General features: G+C 35.3%; 16 protein-coding genes, 1 tRNA gene and 2 pseudogenes. 4 read left to right on the top strand and 15 right to left on the bottom strand.

Annotated features, from left to right (window positions below; all coding sequences use genetic code 11):
- Positions 1-17: 17 nt before the first annotated feature.
- A pseudogene (locus tag BW732_RS08755) lies at positions 18-709 on the top strand (YoaK family protein).
- Between the two features lie 55 nt (positions 710-764).
- On the opposite strand, the gene BW732_RS08750 reads toward BW732_RS08755, so the two are convergent.
- The 12 genes from BW732_RS08750 to BW732_RS08695 form a co-directional block, all read right to left on the bottom strand.
- Positions 765-1,859 (bottom strand): serine hydrolase domain-containing protein, encoded by a 1,095-nt coding sequence (locus tag BW732_RS08750; RefSeq protein ID WP_161485545.1) that lies wholly within the window; start codon positions 1,857-1,859, stop codon positions 765-767.
- 48 nt (positions 1,860-1,907) lie between these two features.
- Positions 1,908-1,990 (bottom strand) — tRNA-Leu (locus BW732_RS08745).
- Between the two features lie 4 nt (positions 1,991-1,994).
- Positions 1,995-2,435: a SprT family protein gene (locus BW732_RS08740; protein ID WP_126844146.1), complete on the bottom strand. Its 441-nt coding sequence runs from the start codon at positions 2,433-2,435 to the stop codon at positions 1,995-1,997.
- A gap of 23 nt (positions 2,436-2,458) precedes the next feature.
- Positions 2,459-4,636 (bottom strand): Tex family protein, encoded by a 2,178-nt coding sequence (locus BW732_RS08735; RefSeq protein WP_077276388.1) that lies wholly within the window; start codon positions 4,634-4,636, stop codon positions 2,459-2,461.
- 5 nt (positions 4,637-4,641) lie between these two features.
- Entirely contained in the window at positions 4,642-6,837 is a 2,196-nt protein-coding gene (locus BW732_RS08730) for a coiled-coil domain-containing protein (RefSeq protein ID WP_077276387.1), read from the bottom strand.
- A 90-nt stretch (positions 6,838-6,927) separates the two neighbouring features.
- Positions 6,928-7,311, bottom strand: coding sequence for a DUF1149 family protein (locus BW732_RS08725; RefSeq protein WP_077276386.1), 384 nt, complete (start codon positions 7,309-7,311; stop codon positions 6,928-6,930).
- A 95-nt stretch (positions 7,312-7,406) separates the two neighbouring features.
- A complete protein-coding gene (locus tag BW732_RS08720; RefSeq protein WP_077276385.1) occupies positions 7,407-8,192 on the bottom strand; it encodes a bifunctional hydroxymethylpyrimidine kinase/phosphomethylpyrimidine kinase in 786 nt (261 codons plus the stop codon).
- An 84-nt stretch (positions 8,193-8,276) separates the two neighbouring features.
- A complete protein-coding gene (locus tag BW732_RS08715) occupies positions 8,277-8,969 on the bottom strand; it encodes a beta/alpha barrel domain-containing protein (RefSeq protein ID WP_077276384.1) in 693 nt (230 codons plus the stop codon).
- 60 nt (positions 8,970-9,029) lie between these two features.
- The gene (locus BW732_RS08710) at positions 9,030-9,650 is read right to left on the bottom strand and encodes a glycoside hydrolase family 73 protein (protein WP_077276383.1); all 621 of its coding nucleotides are present in this window, start codon (positions 9,648-9,650) and stop codon (positions 9,030-9,032) included.
- Between the two features lie 8 nt (positions 9,651-9,658).
- The gene (locus BW732_RS08705; protein WP_077276382.1) at positions 9,659-10,420 is read right to left on the bottom strand and encodes a M15 family metallopeptidase; all 762 of its coding nucleotides are present in this window, start codon (positions 10,418-10,420) and stop codon (positions 9,659-9,661) included.
- Between the two features lie 15 nt (positions 10,421-10,435).
- Entirely contained in the window at positions 10,436-10,978 is a 543-nt protein-coding gene (locus BW732_RS08700; protein ID WP_077276381.1) for a hypothetical protein, read from the bottom strand.
- A 100-nt stretch (positions 10,979-11,078) separates the two neighbouring features.
- Positions 11,079-12,035, bottom strand: coding sequence for an aromatic acid exporter family protein (locus tag BW732_RS08695; RefSeq protein WP_077276380.1), 957 nt, complete (start codon positions 12,033-12,035; stop codon positions 11,079-11,081).
- Between the two features lie 112 nt (positions 12,036-12,147).
- Here BW732_RS08695 and BW732_RS08690 point away from each other — a divergent pair, with 112 nt between their 5' ends.
- The gene (locus BW732_RS08690) at positions 12,148-12,777 is read left to right on the top strand and encodes a hypothetical protein (protein ID WP_077276379.1); all 630 of its coding nucleotides are present in this window, start codon (positions 12,148-12,150) and stop codon (positions 12,775-12,777) included.
- A gap of 18 nt (positions 12,778-12,795) precedes the next feature.
- The gene (locus tag BW732_RS08685; RefSeq protein WP_077276378.1) at positions 12,796-13,374 is read left to right on the top strand and encodes an FUSC family protein; all 579 of its coding nucleotides are present in this window, start codon (positions 12,796-12,798) and stop codon (positions 13,372-13,374) included.
- A 44-nt stretch (positions 13,375-13,418) separates the two neighbouring features.
- Here BW732_RS08685 and BW732_RS08680 read toward each other — a convergent pair whose 3' ends face one another.
- Both BW732_RS08680 and BW732_RS08675 read right to left on the bottom strand, forming a co-directional pair.
- Positions 13,419-16,169, bottom strand: a complete 2,751-nt coding sequence (locus BW732_RS08680; RefSeq protein ID WP_077276377.1) for an ABC transporter permease — start codon at positions 16,167-16,169, stop codon at positions 13,419-13,421.
- A gap of 10 nt (positions 16,170-16,179) precedes the next feature.
- Entirely contained in the window at positions 16,180-16,881 is a 702-nt protein-coding gene (locus BW732_RS08675; protein WP_077276376.1) for an ABC transporter ATP-binding protein, read from the bottom strand.
- A gap of 251 nt (positions 16,882-17,132) precedes the next feature.
- Here BW732_RS08675 and yfcC point away from each other — a divergent pair.
- Positions 17,133-18,870: pseudogene (yfcC, locus tag BW732_RS08670) on the top strand (putative basic amino acid antiporter YfcC).
- Positions 18,871-18,921: 51 nt separating this feature from the next.
- Here yfcC and BW732_RS08665 read toward each other — a convergent pair.
- The gene (locus BW732_RS08665) at positions 18,922-19,728 is read right to left on the bottom strand and encodes an MBL fold metallo-hydrolase (protein ID WP_077276375.1); all 807 of its coding nucleotides are present in this window, start codon (positions 19,726-19,728) and stop codon (positions 18,922-18,924) included.
- Positions 19,729-19,740: the final 12 nt, after the last annotated feature.

The raw sequence follows: 19,740 nt of genomic DNA, 5'->3' as shown, positions 1-19,740 counted from the left end.
CGAGGTGCAAATAAGATATGCAAAAAAGTTTTCACGAAGACCGCCTAGTTGGCTTATTTTTGACATTTATTGGTGGTGCCTTAGATGGTTATACTTATATCCATTACAATGCCTTTGCCTCAGCACAAACTGGTAATATTGTACTTGCCTTAAGTCAAGCTATCGATGGTGATTGGCATAATGTAGGAAAAAAATCCTTTCGACTTTGTTTTTTTGTCTAGGTATCATACTTGCCAAATTTATGATTGATTTCTTTAGAAAAAAAGGAGTCGTTGTCTGGAGGCTCTATATTCTCTATTTTGAAGCTCTAATTTTTTATCTCGTTAGTCTTCCCTTTTTAAATAAGCAGCCAGGACTTGTCACAGTTATCATCTCATTTACGGCAGCTATCCAGTGGATTACTTTTGACAAAATCCAAGGCCGCGCCTACACTAATTTATTTACTACTGGTAATTTAAAAGGATTAACCACCGCACTGTATGATTATATGAAAACAAGAGAAAGCAAGGATTTAGAACGCTGTTTTCATTTTTTATCAGTGGTAATCGCCTTTATTTTAGGTGCATTTTCATCTGCTTGGCTTTATAAAAGTCTTGAGTTAGAGTCCAAGGCCATATTATTAGCTGCAGCTGCGTGCCTACTACTAGCCCTAATCGAAACAGTCTTAGTCGTTCGTTTCTATCATTTAGAGAAATGGCATCGACTTTAATCTAACGGAATTAGTAAAAAAAATAAACAGGAAAACGTCACGAACGCTTCCCTGTTTATTTTTTTAACTCACCGTAAATATCTTGGATTAAACCATCACGACTAGTCATTGGCATTTGATTAGACAACCAAATAATGACTGCTTCATTCCCTTCATCGCCATAAATCAGACTATTGTATCCACCTAATCCTAAAATATCAGACGAAATATTTCCAGAAATACCTTTCATTCGCGATGCCCACAAACCATTTCGTTGAAACAGTTCATCTTGCGCTTTTTGACTAAGAATAACGCCTTCTTCTAAAGCCAATTCATAACGGGCCAAATCATTCACTGTCGTGTAAAGATTACCAGCTCCAAGTAGTGTGCTCATCAATTCTTTTGAGTAAACTAAGTTTTCCGTCCCGTAATCGGCTTCTTGATATTTATATTCTTTCGCGACTAATTGATTTTTTGGTAAGTCATTCCAAAAATAAGTATTTTCCATTTTTAAAGGTTCTAACACTCTCTTCTTCAGACTTTCCTCGTAGGTTTGATTATCTAGTTTACTAACAATTGCTGCTAAATATGCATAATTACCGTTAGAATAAGCATAATTGTGCCGATCGCTATATGTTGTATTAGCAATTACATTATTTAATTGGGCTTCTTCAGTCATTAACACTTCCGTAGCTGGGACTTCTGGCATCATATAACCTGACCGATGATCTAACAACTCACGGACCGTCACTTGATCAGCATGAGGAATCATTGGGTAAAAATCAGCTAAAACATCATCATAATTCAGTTTCCCTTCACCAATCAGTTGACCAATCATTAATGCAGTCATTCTTTTTTGAATCGATGCCATTGGATAAAGTGTATCTGGTGTATTTTTTTGCTTTTTATCTTCATCAGCATAACCATAGCTATTTGTATAAATGACTTTTTTATCTTTAATTAATAACAAACTCCCTTTCAAATGGGCAGCATCGATTAACTGATTAATCTGTTCTGAATTAAAACCATCATCTACAGCATCAACACGCGACTGATTTTTGGTAATTAAATGAGAGCCCAATATCACACTAAAAAGAACTAGTAGCCCAATAACTACCTTTTTTCTAGTTAAATTAACTTGGTTAAATGAACATTTTATTAGTCTCTTCAAATCGTTCCCCCCAAACGTATTGATTTCAACCTATTTGATAATCGAGAATACGGCCAAGAAGACTCGAACTTCCACGGGATTGCTCCCACTAGCCCCTCAAGCTAGCGCGTCTACCATTCCGCCATGACCGCTATATTATATTAGTTTCAATCTACCACCACATAAACAGCCGTATTTTTTTACATTAACGCGACGTCTACGTTTAATTATTTTAGCACATTTTTGGCAAGAATACACATAAATTTTTTGTTCCGATTCATTAACTAGTGATTTGACAAATCGCGGACTACCCGTTTGTTTTAATAGTTTTCTAAAGTCAGTATCACGATGTTGATACCCCTTACCTGCTAAATGCAAGTGATAATGACATAATTCATGCTTAATCACACCAATCAATTCAGATAAGCCATATTTTTCATAGACTTTTGGATTAAAATCCAAGTGGTGATCGGTTAAATGATACCGACCACCAGTTGTTTTTAATCGTGAATTAAATACTGCTTGGTGCTTAAATGGCTGGTGAAAATATTCTAGTGACGTTTCTTCAACTAGCTTTTGTAATTCTTCTGTTGTCAACAGTGCCATCTAATCACCTCTTTTTATTTCTTTTGAGCAGGTTCAATCATTGTTAATGAAATACGTTGTTTAGTTAAATTCACATCTTCAACCCAAACTGTGACAATGTCGCCAACTGCCACTGCATCCGTTGGGTGTTTAATAAATTTAGTACTCAACTTAGAGATATGGACTAGTCCATCCTGTTTCACACCAATATCAACGAAAGCACCAAAATCAACGACATTCCGAACTGTTCCTCTTAGTTCCATCCCAACTTTTAAATCTTCCATACTTAAAATATCTTGACGTAATAACGGCTTGGCAGTATCTTCACGCATGTCACGACCAGGTTGCAGTAAACTAGCTATAATATCAGTTAAAGTTTCTTTACCAATTTCTAACTGTTGGCTTAGTGTCTCAATTGAACTTTCAGCCAATGCTTGATGTGCTTCAGTTGAATTAATCGTCTCAAGAGCAATCGATAAACTTTCTAACAACTGATTGACTAACTGATAACTTTCCGGATGAATTCCAGTATTATCAAGAATTAAATCGCCATTAGGGATACGTAAGAAACCAACTGCTTGTTCATAAGCTTTCGGCCCTAAGCGTGGTACTTTCTTCAACTCTTTACGATTCTTAAATGAGCCATTTGCTTCACGATATAACACAATATTAGTGGCCGTCGTTTTATTCAGCCCAGCAATATGTTGTAGTAGCTCACGACTAGCTGTATTCACATCAACTCCAACTTGGTTCACAACTGTTTCAACGACAAAATTTAACTGATCGGCTAAACGCTTTTGTGAAACATCGTGTTGATACTGTCCAACACCTACTGCCTTTGGATCAATTTTCACTAATTCAGCTAATGGATCTTGTAAACGTCTAGCGATACTAACTGCACTACGTTCCTCCACTTGTAAATCTGGAAACTCCTGACGTGCGACATCACTTGCAGAATAAACTGATGCTCCTGCCTCATTAACAATCACATAAAAAACATCACGTTTAGTTTCTTTTAATTGCTCTGAAACAAATTGCTCTGACTCACGACTAGCAGTTCCATTACCAATAGCAACAACATCCACTTGATATTTTTCTACAAAATCAATAAATTCTTGCTTCGCTTCTAAACGTTTCGCTTGGGAAGCTGGTTTATGTGGATAAATTACTTTAATTGCTAATACTTTTCCAGTTTCATCCACAATTGATAGCTTACAACCTGTTCGATACGCCGGGTCAAAACCTAATACAACTTTCCCTTTTAATGGTGATTGTAACAAAAGATTTTTTAGATTTTCACCAAAAATAGAAATAGCTTGTTCATCCGCAGTTTCTGTCAATTCTTTGCGAATTTCACGTTCAATTGATGGGCCAATAAACCGTTTGTAACTATCTTCGTAAGCTGCACGAATGAACGTTGCTGCCGGACTGTTGGCCACTTTAATTAATTGTTTTTCCAAGTAACCATGGATAGCTTCACTTGGTACCAAAATTTCAACCTTTAAAATACCCTCTTTTTCACCACGATTAGCAGCTAATACTCGATGAGGAACTAATTTTTTAATTGGCTCTGAAAAGTCATAATACATTTCATAAACACTAGTTTCATCTAAAGACTTATCTTTTTCTGTCGTGGCAAACAAACCTTTTTCCCACGTTTGTTGACGAATCCATTTTCGGTATTCTGGCTCATCACCAATAATCTCAGCTAAAATTTCATGCGCTCCTTGCAAGACATCTGATACAGTATTAACTTTATATTCAAGATTGATGAACTTTTCAGCTTCATTCTCAATACTAATAGCCGTTGGGAAAGTCAATAACCATTGAGCAAAAGGCTCTAAGCCACTTTCTTTAGCAATCGTTGCTTTAGTCCGACGTTTCTGCTTGTACGGGCGATACAAATCTTCTACTTGCTGCATCTTAGTTGCAGAAGTGATTTTTTTAGCTAAAGAATCTGTTAATTTTCCCTGTTCTTCAATTAAGCGTAAAACCTCATGTTTACGTTTAAATAATGTCTGAATATACTGATGACGTTCTTCAATTTCACGAATAGCTACTTCATCTAGGCTGCCCGTCATTTCTTTTCGATAACGTGCGATAAAAGGAACAGTATTACCTTCTTCTAGTAAATTTAATACGGTCTTTAATTGTTTCATATTAACATTTGGTAATTCTTGATTTAATAAGTTTAATACTTCTGGCTGTTGCATAATAATTAATCGATCTCCTCATCTTCTAAAAAATACTGTTCAACATATTCAGAAACTTGTAAGTAATACTTATCCAAATAAGTTGATAATAAACTATACGCTTTTAATTCAGCGAATGTTGCTGCATCTATTAAGATATGCCGCTTATCAAAAAATGGTTCTTTGATAGATGATTCTAAAAGTAAATTGAATTCATTGAAATAATCCAAATAATAAAGACAAAATTCTAAAAACTTCGTATTTTTATCAATATTCCGAATTTTTTTGACCCTATTCCAACGACTAATTAATTGATTACAATTTTTACGATGGAAATGATACTGAGTTTTACTAATCTTTTCCATTTTTTCTGGTTGGGTATCAAGTGAAGTAAACAATAATTTAATGTCTTGCTCAATACGTTTTTGATCCTGACTTAATGACTTAACCAATTCCTCACTCGCAACATAATCAATATAAGGATCAAGGTCATATAAATCCTCAAACTGTTCTTGCTCTACCTCATCTATGTGACTGACAACATTAGCCGTCCAATCTTTAGAACCATTACTTGTCGGCAACTCGCTTTTTTCATCGCTTTTTTCAAGTAATTCCTTAGTTGCTTCAGAATTATCTGAGTCAATAGCATCTTGTTGTCCTAACTCTTGCTCATCACTGAGAACATTTTCTAATTCATGCTCTAATTGATGAATATTACCCAGTATCCAGTCAAGCGTTGATTGGGTAACATTAGGTTGTTCTTCAATTTGTTCACAGAGCTGTTGCAAACGACTAAACAACTGGTTATCAGTTGCTAACTCATTATGACTGTTATCAATTGGTAATGTCAACAAACGTTGTTTAAGCATTTCAATTGACTCTCTCTGTGTAGCAATAAGCTCATTTTGTTGCTGCATTTTTTGAGTCAACAACGTATTTTGCTCCTTAAACTGATCCAAAAGACTTTCTAGCTGATTATTTTCATGTTCCATCGTATCAGCATAGTCTTGTTCTTGTAATAATTCACTATCTATTAATTTCAAATTTTCTTCTAAAGACTGGATAGTTTTTTGTAAACCTTTCATTTCAACCAACAGGCGTTTTTTCTCATTTAATTCGGTGATTAATTGACTCTCAGTATTAGCTAAATCTAATTCCGCTTGTTCAATATCAAATTGTGCTTGCTTTCTCAGTTCATCCCGATTATTTTCCAATGATTCTACCATTGTGACAAGTTGATTCGTTTTCTGTTCAAATTTGACAGCTTGTTTTTGATAATAAGTTACTTCTTCTTGCATAGCCTGGAGTTCACGACGCAATTCACTAATTTCTGCCACTTGACTTAACGAATCAGCTTGCTTCGTTTTTTGACCTGTCAGTTGTCCAAAAGGTTGCAAGACACGATCAACTTCATCAAACAATTGAAAAGCATCAAATGATTTAACTTTTTCACTTTGTTCAATATCCTGATTAACTGATTCCGATGTGTTAAATTGTTTTGGGTAATCTTTATCAGCACTAAAGAAGGTGGAAGATTCACTATTATTTTTTGACTCCTCCTTGCTTAGTTCACTCCTTAAGTCTGCCAAAGAATCAAGTTGTTGTCGTTGTTGCTCCACTTGTTGATACATTTGTTGCAACAAGTATCTTTGCTGCCGCATTTCTTCAGGATTCAGTTCTGCAATTGGTTGACTGGCTAATTGTTTTAACACAACTTCCTGCTCTCTAATCTCAGTAACCAGTTGTTGGTATGTTTGATCAACTTTAGTCAATTCAGCACTTAATAATTCTAATTGTGGTGGAACTACCTCTTGCTGCTCATGGTCAGCAACCTCAGCTGTTTGCCTTGCAATCACACGATTCAAACACTCTTCAAATAAACGACAAACGTTATCACATAAAAACAAACTATCCTTCTCAGTTAAACGTTCTTTGCTTGTAAAGTTAAAATACAATGTATTACTTCCCGTCTCGTGATAATTAACAAAGCAATAATATATTGGATAGCGTTTAAAGACTCGACGCCATTCTTTTGACAAGACTCGACAAATAATTAAAACAAAAGGTCGGGTCAACTCAGTAGTGTTTAGCCAACTGACCTCAATTTGGTACTTTAAATCATTTGATGGAGTAATCGATAAAATGATGTCACTTTGCGAATCACTTTTTTTTCGATTTTTAACGTATAAATAACTAGAAACCTGACTATCACTTTTTATCATCTCATACCTCCTATCTACCTTTTCCAATCTACTGTCTACCAAATAAAAAGTGCTGTGTTTGAACACAACACTTACTACACCTATATTCTATTAGCCTTGAGAAAAGTTTAACTGGATACCTGGTTGGTCCAATGCTATTTCAGTAATTTCATAAGTCATGCGTTCAATTAAATTAAATAATGGATGAACTAGTTCATCTACTTCTTCTGCTGAAAAATCTTCAATCTTATCTACTTTACGACCAACTAATTGGACAAATTGCGCAACATCTCCAGAAACAATTGCTTTCTCTAGTACAATTTTAAATTCTACACGTAGACCTAAAATTGAATTACTTTCTGGATCAATATCCATCTCCTCAGTAATTTCAAACGGGTTTAAACTAACATTAATTGCTGTTTCCTCACTGTGTTCTTTCGGTAACGCCTCATAGCCAAATGCTTGAACAAATTCTTGTTGTCTTATTAATTCCATTTTTTCTCCTCTTTCTAGTCAAAAGTTACTCTTTTTCTTCTTACTTTCTAGTTTACATGATAATCTCAATAAAATAAATGAATGATTTATATTTATCACATTTTATTCGGTGCCCAAACATTGCCTAAGTCATCTAAAAAAGGAAAGCCGTGCTTAATTGCTTGATACACAAATTTTTTTGCATCAGTAACTGATTCAGTGACTGATAGTCCATTAGCGACGTTTGCTGCAATAGCAGAAGCAAATGTACAGCCCGCTCCATTATTATTTGTTGTTTGCAATTTAGGAGCTTTAAAATAGGTATAGTTGTGACCATCATACAATAAATCAATTGCCTCAATACCAACTAAACGTGTGCCACCTTTAATGACAACATTTTTCACTCCAAACTGATGGATTACTTTGGCTGCTTGCTCCATATCAGCTAATGTCGTAATAGTCATATTGGCTAATAATTCAGCTTCCCTTAGATTTGGAGTGGTGATATCAGCTAGTGGCAACAATCGTTCACTAAAAAATGAGACGATTTTTTCAGACAATCCAAATCCAGATTCTTTAAGGGCCAGAACTGGATCCAAAATAATCGGTGTTGTTGTCATGCGTTTCAAAAATAATTCAATTTGTTTCGCAACTGCTAAATTTGCCAACATGCCAATTTTAATCACACTTATAGATGAGAAAGCAATCATTTGCAATTGTTGTTCCACAAGCCCTACAGGTAAATCACAAATATCAATAGCGTTAGTCTCTGAGTCTAGTGTGACAATACACGTCAAAACATTACTGACAGATAAATTATGTGCACTAAAGGTCCGAATATCAGTTTGTAGTCCACCCCCGCTCAACGTATCAGAACCAGCAATAATCAAGCCTTTTTTCATTTTAAACTATCCCTCATCTTTAAATTAGTAAAAAAGGACTAAGCCACATGAGCAGAGTCCCTTCACTTCTTAATCATATTGATTTTATTCTTCTTCTGATTCTTTTTCCTCTTTGACTCGGTAAGCCACCATTTTTTTACTGAATAGCTCTCCATTTGTTGGTGGTGTGTAAGTAATTGCATTAGCTCCAGCGTGAATCGTCTCAATAATTGATTCATCTGTTGGCCCACCAGTGGCCATTATTGGAAATGTCGGATACTGTTCTCGAATCAAACGTACAATTCGAGCAGTGTCACGGCCACCACTCACATTTAAAATCTTAACTCCAGCTTGAATCTTTTCTTCAATATCGGTAAATTCAGAAGTTACCGTTCCAATAATAGGAATATCAACAACTTGTGAAATATCAAAAATTGTCTCTTTCGTTGTCGGGGCATTAACAACCACACCTAGTGACCCGTTCGCCTCAGCAAACATACTCATACTAACACAACGATGACCCTGAGTCAGTCCTCCACCTACTCCAGAAAAAACAGGAACATCAGCAACTTCAACAATACTTTTTGTAATTGCCGGATGTGGTGTGAACGGGTAAACCGCAATAATCGCATCTGCATCGATATTTTTAATAATTGCAATATCAGTAGAATAACAGATTGATTTAATCCGTTTACCAAAAATTCGAATACCAGAACATTCTCTAATAATTGATGGTACTTTCAAAAAATCTTTTTTCAAATCAGTGACAATCTCTGGTACGACTTTTCCATTTTTCATTTTTAACCTCCTAAATTTAAAGAGAGACGCACCCTAAACGTCTATCCTTTTTCAACAAAACTAATCATACTGATAAAGCTTGTGACTTTCAATCACATCGACAATTTTTTTAGCATAAGTTGGGTCGGTAGCATATCCGGCTACTTGTAAAGCAGAAGCAGCTGTTTGATAATTATCAGCTAATAAGACTCCATTGTAAAGATATGGGTCCCAATCAACACCATGTGCAAACAGTGCCGCATGATCTAACATACATTCTTCCCAATTTTTATAAACTTTAAAATTTGCTGACACTTCAATCCACTTACCATCTTTAAACTCTTTAGTTTTTAGCTTCACAAAATCATCTTCTGGACTAAATGACTTAATTCCAAATAAATTATTATATTTAGCACTTAACTCACTTGTGCCCCAATCAGATTCCAAAATTGCTTGCCCAATACTAATGCTTGGTAATAAGCCATATTGTTCTTGAATTTGTTTAGCGACAGGTAATAACTCCTGAACAAACTCTTTATTTTGTCGTTGATTCTGTTGTTCTGGATTATCAGTGATAGGGGTATTATCAGAAAGTCCTCTAATCGCAACAAAAAAAACAAAGAAACCAACAAACGAAATGATAGCTATTAATATCATGGGCATTTTATTTTTTTGCCTTGATTTGTACTTCTTTTTAACCATTCACATACCTACTCTTTCAGCTGATTAACGTACTCTTCTAATACTAAGTGATTCTCTGTCATATACTTAGCGTTTTCTTTTCCAACATATCTAAGATGCCATGGTTCATAGTTTATTTCTGTAATTTTTTCCTTACCTTTTGTATAACGAATCACAAAACCATAATCAGCCACATGTTCATCTAACCATTTTCCTGCGTCAGTATCAGAAAAGTTTTCTTCAAGTCCTTTTCCTGAAGCATTCCATCCTGATTCTAATACATCTACAGCTAATCCTGTATGATGCTCACTATGTCCTGGTATCGTCATATATTCATACGTTTTTTTCTTTGCTTCCTCTTCGCTAATCCCCTGATTTATGTAACTATTAATACTTTCGTTGACAACAGCTGTTTGTTCAGCAACTGACCGATAACCAGATATCACGGTTAATTGGATATTGGCATCTTTTGCACCTGTCATTAAAGCCTTGAATGGCTCTTCAATGCGGCGATCAATTTGTTTCCCGCCATCAACTGTCACTAAATCCGTAGGTTCTTTTTTTATTTCGTGTGTATTATTTACCAACACTAAATTCCAATCGTCACGTTTTCCCGGTAATTCTACCTTTTTAGATTCATTAGTGGCAATTTTTTCATGCGACTCGACTGTTTCCTCAGATTGTTCTTTGGATTCTTTCAAGGCTTGGGCTTTTTGATTTCCAGGATGATAAAAAATCAGCGTCACACAGAAAATTAAAACAACAAGTGTCGCAAATATTTTTTTTGCCATGTAATTATCAAACTCCTAGTCTTCATCTACTTCTATGATATAGGTATCGCTTAAGTTTTCGTCAACCCACTCAAGTAAATCAATCTTCGCTTCAGCAATTTGCTCTTGAACAATACCAGGTAAGAAAAACTCTAAAATATCATCGTATCCCCACTCTTGATAACTCGAAATAACCCGTAAGGTAATATGATCACGTTGATTTGGTCCGATGATATCAATCGATCCTTGATTGGTAATTAATTCGACCTTTGCAAGCCCGGCTTTAAGCCAATTTTTAGCAATTACTGCTTTGAGGCGTTTATACTCTGTTACAACATAATTTCTTTTTTCTGGGAACAGAATAGTCTGACGGGCAATTTTTTGAATTAACATCCATTCATAATCAGAAAAAAGACTTTTTAATTTTTGCATGTATTCCGTTGGTAATGCAGCTTTTCCTAGTTTCCAATCATCCCACTCAGAGACTGGAACATTTAAAAATTGTTCACAAAATAATTGCTCATTAAAAAATTGATCCTTCACTCGATCCAACATAATATTAACAATTGCTTGATGCATGCCTATCCATCCCTTCATATATTTTAAGACTATATATCATTTTACTCTTTTTAAACAAAAAAATCATCTTTCATGATAAGATACTAGAAATTTTTAAGATTTAACGAGAGTCATTATTACTAAAATTAACCTTAATATCAATAAACAATTGAATATCATTCAACAGCTGATACAATCGTGCGCGATTTTCAAATTCTGAACGTGTGGCTGGTAGTGGTTTACCTACATACACGTTGTAGACTTGTTCAACTTGTTCTTTTAATGCTTGCGCGTCATTCTTCTCTCCATATTCCTTTGAAATTGTCGCTAATAAAGTAGATACCTCTTTTGCGACATCACTGTCAACATCAATTTCGCGAATTAACCGTGTCATTGATTCTAAAACTGACAATTGCATCCGGCGCATTTGAAAGTACTCAAAATGATAGCCGCTACTTGTTAGTAAGCGATTTTCCTGATGATTCCTAGCATAAACTGTTCCTTGCTTGATACTTTTAGATAACCCCTCAAGTAATACATCACATTCTTCAAATGTGGCTGACTGACTAAGTGAACGTGACAATTTCATTAAAATAAATTGAATAGTCTCATCAACGACTTGTTGATTAGTTTTAATCTCTTTTTCAACATTTGGCATATACAAATTAGCAACTAAAGCCAGCCCAACACCAATTAAAAGTAAATAAATGGCATTTAGTACTAGGTCAAGTGACATACTTTGAGCCATCAGAAAATGTGTGATTAAAACTGAATTGACTGGAATAGCCTCAGCGACCTTAAATCTAGCAGCCAAAGGAATGTAAATCAATAAAAACAAACCAAAAGCAAAAGCATTATATCCTAACAAAGAATAGCATCCATAAGCAATTAAAAGTGCACCTAATAAAGCTACAATTCGTCCAAAGCCAACTTTAAATGATGACTTTTTCGTATTTGTTACACTCAAAATAGCGATGATTCCAGCTGTTGTAGGAGCTGTCAAACCAAAAAAATTTGCTAACAAAATCGCCAAAACAGCAGCTATCACAGTTTTAATCGTCCGTAATCCAATTCGCAATTTTTTTCCTCCATCCTAATAATTAATTAAAAAGTCTAAAAGTCTTATCTTATCTACTAGCCGAATCAGCTACTATCGTTTATGATAGTATGTAAATAAGGGGGAACTTTTTTTGAAAAAACCAATGGTACTTTTGACGACACTTTTTATTACTTTGCTCCTGACCAGTTGCGGCATGACGCAAGAACTCGATTCTGCTATGAGAACAACTTCTGAGCTAAAAAAAGAATTAACTACCCAAAAGCAACAAATTGATACGTTAATCGAATTGACCCGTCATTCAAAAAAAGCCTTTGATGCTGATTTAGCAGAAAAGCCTGAAGCGGGTTTATATGCGACAAAAGAAGGAAAATTGTATCGAAATGTCCAAAAACGGCAGCAATTTATTGAGACGTTAACCGGGCAACAAAAAAAAATTAAACAAACTAAAAAGGCACTTACATCAATTGCCCACAAAGAAGCTGTTGATGTGAATAACCAACAACTACTATCCATTGCCAACAGCTTAGATATTATAACAAATAATTACGAAGCAAGCATTCTTAATTTAGAATCAGTGACTACTTTGGAAGACACTTTATACCAACAATTGCCCGTAGATAATTTAGATACCGAGCGATCAACCATTGAGCGTATGAATGGTTCTATAATTTTAACTGGTGAAGAGACACTTGGCAATATTGATTACAGTTTAAATCTAATTAATACCTTCCAAAAAGAAGCATCCGTTACAAAAGAATAACCAATCGGAGGGAACACTATGCATTATGGACGATTTCATCTAGGGCTTCGAACGCTTAAAACAGCTTTAGCTGTTATGGCCTGTATCATTTTTTTCCATCTAACCGATCGTGGCTCGCCCATGGTAGCGACCCTAAGTGCTGTTTTTGCTTTACGTGAAGACTTACCAACAACTATTGATTTTGGCAAGTCACGAATTCTTGGTAATACTGTAGGCGGTCTTAACGCCTTTTTTTATTATTTATTGCATCAAGAAATAGCTAATAAAGCTTTAGCCGAGACATTACTGATTCCTTTGTTTGTCGCGTTAACTATTATTATTTCTATTAGCTTAAATAACCAAGCAGGAATCATTGGTGGAGTGGCAACTTTACTGTTTATTACCTTTTCTATTCCAAAGGACGAGTCTTTTTTATATGCGTTTCACCGTGTCATTGATACGTTTATTGGAACATTCTTTGCAATTTCTATGAATTATGTGATCAAATCACCTTTAGAGGATAAAACAGAAACCATTCATGAAAAACTTGTTAAAATTAGTAACAAAGAAAAGGAAATCGAACAACTCAAACAAGAAATTAAAGAATTAAAAAAATAAAAGCGCTAGGATTGAAAAATATATCCTTAGCGCTTTTATTCTTTTTAATCCGTTGACTTTAAGGCCTCAATCATATCGACTTTTTTTAATTTACGATGCATGATTAGCATGACAACCAATGAAAAGAAGATAGTTAATAATGCTGAATAAACATAACTAACCCAATGAATGGTTGGTGGAAACATCATAATATCTACTTCAGCCGTTTTTAAAACAAAACCATGCAGTAACTTACCGAGTAGACAGCCTGCTAAAATACCGATAGCCGTTAAAATGTTGTTCTCACGATATACGTACAGTGTCACTTCTCGGTCATAGAAACCCAACACTTTAATCGTCGATAACTCACGAATTCGTTCTGAAATGTTAATATTGGTTAGATTATATAATACGATAAACGCCAACAACGCAGCCGATACAATCAACACCCAAACCACAATCGTCAAACTGCTCATGGTGTCTTCCATGGCTTTTCCAATTTGACTCGTGAAGCTAACGTTAATCACTTTTGGACTATCCATCAATTCTTTTGCCAATTGTTCCTCACGCTTCTCACTTAATGCGTGTTTGAATTTAAGCAATTCGACATTATATGTCGGTTGGTGCCCAAATAGAGTATCATAATAATTTGGTGTCATATAAATAAAATGAAGCGTGTAATTTTCAACAATGTGAGCGACTTTCACCTCATAGGTTGCATTGTCACCAAGATCAATTGTAATATCATCACCTGTTTTAATGTCAAAAAGATTAGCCAATTTTTCATTAATAATCACGCCATCATCTGTTAGCTGATACTTTTCTTGTGTTTGCCGTTGTTGAAAGGTAATAAATTGAGCTAATTTATCTGTATTTTTTGGAACATCTAAGGTAACTTCATGCGTTTTATAGCCTTTTTTCTTTACCTCAACTGTTTTCTGTGCCAACAACAAATGCTGACTATATTCAGGTAAATCATCTCGAACCTGTTCATAATCTTTGTTGTCATTCTCAGATGTATCATTATTATAGATTACAGTCGCATCATAGTGCCAAATTTTAGAAAATTGAATGCCGACAATATCACCAACAGAGTCTTTAATCCCAAACCCTGTAATAATCATCGTCATACAGCCAGCAATCCCCAAAATCGTCATTAACATCCTCTGTTTGTAACGGAATAAATTTCGAGCAGTCACTTTTTGATTAAAGTTTAAACGTTGCCATACCCATGGAATTCTTTCCAGTAAAATACGTTGTCCAGGTTTTGGTGCTTTAGGTCGCATTAAAACAGCTGGCGTACTGATTAAGTCGACTCTTAATACAATAAGTGCTGAAATCAACGTGCATAATAATGCAACAATCAGTGATTGAATCGCATAACTAGTATAAAACGTAATAATGACAGCAGGCAAATTATATAAACTACCATATGCGTTAAAAATAACCATTGGAAAAACGTAATATCCAATAGCTAGACCAGCTAAACTGCCAATCAAACTAGCTAGGGTTGCATAAACAATATACTTTTGAGCGATTTCCCAATTTGTATACCCTAGTGCTTTTAATGTTCCTATTTCTCCACGTTTTTCATCGACCATTCGCGTCATAGTTGTTAAACAAATTAGTGCAGCGATTAGTAAAAAGAAGACTGGAAAAACCGTAGCAATCGATGAAATACGATCAGCATTATCCTCGTATTCTGAATACGCTGCGTTATCATCGCGTCCAGTATAACGATAATCCGCCTGTTTTAATTGGGCAGCCGCTTGTTTTTGTGATTGAAGTTCTATTTCTTGTTTTGTTAAATTAGTAGCCGCTTCGTCCAGTTCCTTCTCTTTATCACTAAGTATCTTTTTAGCTTGTTCTAATTGTTGTTCGGCTAAGCGATTATCTTGCCCTAAAACTTTAGCTTGCTCGATTTGTTTACGCTGATTTTCTAGAGAATCAGATTGTTGTGCTAATTGCTGACGACCTATTTTAATTTGTTGTTTGCCATCTGTAATTTGTTGTGTCCCTGTCGCTAAATCTGATTCAACTGCTTTAATTTTAGCTGCTTTACGTTCATCTGAACGTGTAGATAATAACTCTTTTAAAGCTTTCTCATTTTTTTGATAACGTTTATTATATAACTCACTATAACTTTCGACTGTTACTAAATTTTTATAAGTAACATAAATATCACTATAAGTTGTTGCTTTAAAATTTTCTTTAGGAACTAGAGCGAAATAATCAATTGATCCTTTACCAACCGTCGTATTTCCACGTGAGACTTGATCAATATAGAGTGGTGAATTTACAAAACCGACTACTTGATAGTCAGTAATGGTTAATTCCTTTTTAGTCTCATCATCATCAATCTTAAATGTATCTCCTATTTTTACTTGTCGAAATTCAGCTGCTCGATTATCAAGTACAACTTCATTGGCTTTTTTAGGAAGTCGTCCACTAACAACTCGTGGTTTATTCAATTGATTGACTTGATTTAAATCATACGATAGCAAACGAATCACTTGGTTTTCTTTTTCGTTGACCGTATCAAGGCGATAAGCTCCCTCAGCTTGTTGTACTTTGTCACTTGCTTTAATTAGTTCTAAGTCTGCTTCTTCCAAACCAAAAGGTGCTGTAACAGTCGTATTCATCAATTTTTGTTTTTGATAATAAGTGTCTGCTGTACGGATCATGTCCGGACCTGTCGCTTTAATCCCCGCATAAAAAGCAACACCTAGTAAAATAATTAATAAAATAGAAAGAAAACGCGCTTTTGATTGAAATATCTCACGAATAATTGACTGTCTTAATGCTCGTTTTTTCATTACTCGGCACCTACCATTCTATCGCTTCCGCAGGTAACGGTTGTTCATTAATCTCGATACTTCGCACAACAGCATCATTAATTCGAATGACTCTATCCGCCATTTTTGCAATTTCAGAGTTATGCGTAATGACGATGACAGTTGTCTGATACTGTCGGCATGTCTCACTTAAAATACTCAGAATTTGTTTACCTGTTTCATAATCAAGCGCACCTGTGGGTTCATCACATAGTAATAGTTTAGGGTTTTTAGCTAGTGCCCGCGCAATTGCTACTCGTTGTTGTTCCCCACCAGATAACTGTGCCGGAAAATTCGCTTTACGCTTTTCTAAATTAACTCGGGCCAACACATCATCGACATCGAGTGCATCAGGAGCGACTTGAGAAGCTAATTCGACATTTTCCCGTGCAGTCAAATTAGGGACTAAATTATAAAATTGAAACACAAATCCGACATCAACGCGACGATACGCAGTAAGTTCTTTGGCAGAAAATTTTGCGATATCCACACCATCAACCATAATCATTCCTTCATCACAACTATCCATTCCACCTAACATATTTAGAACTGTTGATTTTCCAGCACCACTTGGGCCTAAAATCACCACAAATTCACCTTGATTAATACTAAAAGAAACACCATTATTCGCAACAATCGTACTGTCTCCCATATGATACCGTTTATAAACGTCTTTTACTTCAACATAACTCATATTAATTACATCCTCCCCACTTCAATCATTTTTCCTATGTTTATTATAGCAAACTACTCCTTTAGTTGGTATTTAGAGAATCTTACATTTTATAGTTTGGAAAAATATCAGATATTATAAGACATGATTGTTTAATTCATTTCATTTGAGAGTTATTTCACTATCTATTTTTGTTCAACTGTTTTTATGTTACAATTAATAACGAGAAAACGTTTCTATAATATATTAAAAATATGAAAGGAAGGTTTAATATGGAAGATCCGGCCCAAATAAAAAAGAAAAAAGATTTCACTAAAATGAGAACACCACATACTTATGTTATTATTTTTTTGTGTGGTTATTTTAGCTTGGCTTTTAACTTTTTTAGTACCAGCTGGGAAATTTAGTACAGAAGATGTTACTTACAAAAACGAAGCTGGAGAAGTTAGCACACGAACTGTTTTAAAACAAGATTCCTTTAGATATTCATATAAAATGAATAAATCTTTTGTTTTTGATCAACTAGAAGAATTGGAAAAAAAACCTGAGGAATTAAAAAAATTAAATGTACCAAAAGAGCAACTAACCGAACTAATTCAATCAGGAGAAAAAGATCTGACACAAGAAGCTCTAGACAAAATTTCGTTAACTGATGATGTATTGTATCAAGAATACGGTGATAAAATTTATGATACATCTAAAAAACTGCATAAAACTGCTAAATTTTGGGGAACTGAAGATTTCAATGGCTTTGGTTTCATGAACTTTGTTTTTGAAGGCTTAGTTTCTGGAGACAAGTACGGTTCAGCTGTAGGAATTGCCGCATTAATTTTAGTCGTCGGAGGTGCCTTTGGAATCATCATGAGTACTGGTGCCATTGAAGCTGGAATTTTTGCCTTCATTAGTAAAGTCAAAGGGCTAGAGCGCTTAGCTATCCCGCTTGTCTTTATTACCTTCTCATTTGGCGGGGCAACATTTGGAATGGCTGAAGAAGTTATTCCTTTTTCAATGGTGATGGTGCCATTTGTCATTGCATTAGGCTATGATTCCATTGTAGCAGTGACGGTAACCTATGTTGCTTCACAGATTGGGAATGCCGCTTCCTGGATGAATCCTTTTAGTGTAGCTGTCGCTCAGGGAATTGCGGGGGTTCCAGTCCTATCCGGAGCAACCTTCCGCTTAATCATGTGGATTGTCATTACCCTCGCTGCTGCCGGCTATACGTTAATTTATGCGGAAAGAATCCGTAAAAATCCGACTAGCTCACTTAGTTATAAAACAGATGCAAAATTTCGTGATCGGTTATCACAAACCTTTGATGAGCATCCAGAATTTAAACTTGGCCATAAGTTAATCTTAATTGAAATGGCTATTGTTTTAGTTTGGATTATTTGGGGTGTCACTCAAAAAGGCTATTATATTCCTGAAATCGCCTCACAATTCTTTGTGATGGGACTCTTTGCGGGAATCATCGCTGTCATTTTTAAACTTAATAATATGACCGTAAATGATATTGCTTCCTCATTTCAATCTGGTGCTTCAGAATTGGCTGGAACGGCAATTGTCGTTGGTATGGCAAAAGGTATTTTATTAGTACTTGGTGGGTCAGATGCCAATGTGCCGTCTGCTTTAAACACTGTTCTACACGGAATGGGAACTGTTTTAGCTGACGTTCCAACCATGCTGGGTGCATGGGCAATGTATGTTTTCCAAAGTCTCTTTAATTTAGTGATTACATCAAACTCAGGTCAAGCAGCTTTAACTATGCCAATCATGGCACCCTTAGCTGATTTAATCGGTGTATCAAGGCAAATTGCAGTCTTAGCCTATCAACTAGGTGCTGGTTTTGTCGATGCATTCACACCAGTATCTGCTAGCTTGATTGGTGTCCTTGGTGTAGCTGGAATTGATTGGGCAAAATGGGCGAAATTCCAGATAAAGATGCAAGGATTCTTATTCATTTTAGGTACCATCTTTATCATTATTGCTGTTGCAATAGGGTTTAATTAATTAAATAAAACAGCCGACAACGAGAAACCTATCGTTGTCGGCTGTTTTTTTTTAAATAGAATATAGCTCACAAGCTACTTCTGGATCAGTATCACAAATCAATATCTCTTTACCAACATTAAATTCATGTTGACGTAAAGTATCTGTCATTGTCATATGTGCCAATTCTTTTAAATTATTTTCACGACTTAAATGACCTAAATAGATGCGCTTAGTTTTGTCACCAATAACATCAATAGCTGCTAATGCACCATCTTCATTGGATAAGTGGCCTCGATCACTCAAAATACGCTGCTTCGTACCCCATGGATACTTACCCATTCTTAACATGTTCAAATCATGATTACTTTCCATTAAATAAGCATCAGCATTCTTAATAATCCCTTTAATTCGATCACTACAATATCCCGTATCCGTCAAAACGACAAAAGACTTATTGTCCTTATGAAATTGATAAAACTGTGGTTCTGCCGCATCATGAGAGACACCAAAACTTTCAATATCAACATCACCTAAAGTCATCGTTTTACCCATATTAAAAATATGTTTTTGATCAACTGCAACTTCACCAATTAAAGGCGTCATCGCTTCCCATGTTTTTTCATTTGCATAGATATCTAAACGATACTTTCTAGCCATTACACCGACACCATGGATATGATCACGATGTTCATGTGTCACTAGAATACCGTCTAAATCTTCTGGACAACGGTCAATTTGGGCTAGAAGACCAGTAATTTTTTTTCCACTCAAACCAGCATCTACCAACAACTTTTGTTTGTTGGTTTCGATATAGAGAGTGTTTCCAGAACTACCACTAGCTAAAATGCTAACATTAAATTGACTACTTTCTTCCAAAAGAATCTTCCT

Source organism: Vagococcus penaei, from assembly GCF_001998885.1.
GTDB lineage: Bacteria > Bacillota > Bacilli > Lactobacillales > Vagococcaceae > Vagococcus > Vagococcus penaei.
Note: the sequence above shows the minus strand (reverse complement) of the source record. Positions and strands in the feature narration are given on the sequence as shown.